Consider the following 910-nt stretch of genomic DNA (forward strand, 5'->3'; position numbering starts at 1 on the left):
GAGAAAAAACAAAAGGTAGTGGCACTAACAAAAAAGATGGAAAAGAGCATAGAAGGTTATTTTCGGTCACCAGAAGATTTAAAAGAACATTTATTATTTATGGCAAAGTTTTATCGCTATTCACCATCCAATATTGCATTAATACAGAATCAATTTGAGGGATCCAGAGCCGTGGGTTCCTTTTCTTTTTGGAAAGAAAAAGGATTTTCGGTTAATAAGGGTGAGAAAGGAATACAGATCCTTGTTCCGAACCGAACAACAGCAAAATTTAAAGACAAAACGGGAACTTGGAAACCTGTTGCGAAGGCAGATGAGGAAGAGAAAAAACAGATTGAATCTAAAAAGGTAGAAGTCAAACCGGGTCGTTTATATTTCTCTGTCGGTTATGTGTTTGATGTGTCTCAGACGAACGTAAAAGCTGAAGATCTACCTCGTATCTTTCCGAATCGTTGGCTAGAAGGAAATGTAGGGGATTACAAGAGTTTATATAAAGGGATGGAAGCTATCGCTGAAAAAAACGGTGTGAAAATTATTGAGCCGAAACAAGAACTTGGGGTCGCAAAGGGGGTGAGCTACACCTTAACGAAAGAGGTTGCCTTGAATCCGAGGAATAGTGAATTACAAAATGTAAAAACGCTTCTTCATGAACTAGCCCATGCCAAACTTCACACAGCAGAAACGCATATGAATTACTCAGCACCTGAGAAGGAGTTTCAAGCAGAGATGACAGCTTATGTGGTTTCTTCTTATTTTGGAATTGATACAAGCGAGTATTCGTTAGACTATTTAGCCAACTGGACGCAAGGGAAAGAGTTAAAAGATAAATCCAAATTGCTAAAAGAAGTACATGAAACGTCTGTGGAATTTATTGAAACAATTGAAAGTATTTTAGATAAAGAAATCAATAATA

The 910-nt window shown here is 37.3% G+C and carries 1 protein-coding gene; it reads left to right on the forward strand.

All coding sequences use genetic code 11. The annotated features are described in order from the left end of the window. Positions 1 to 910 (forward strand): ImmA/IrrE family metallo-endopeptidase (locus ORL93_RS30780; RefSeq protein ID WP_265960346.1); only part of this gene is annotated, 910 nt, incomplete at both ends.

The sequence above is a fragment of the Bacillus sp. DHT2 genome, from assembly GCF_026241455.1.
Lineage (GTDB): Bacteria > Bacillota > Bacilli > Bacillales > Bacillaceae_G > Bacillus_A > Bacillus_A pseudomycoides.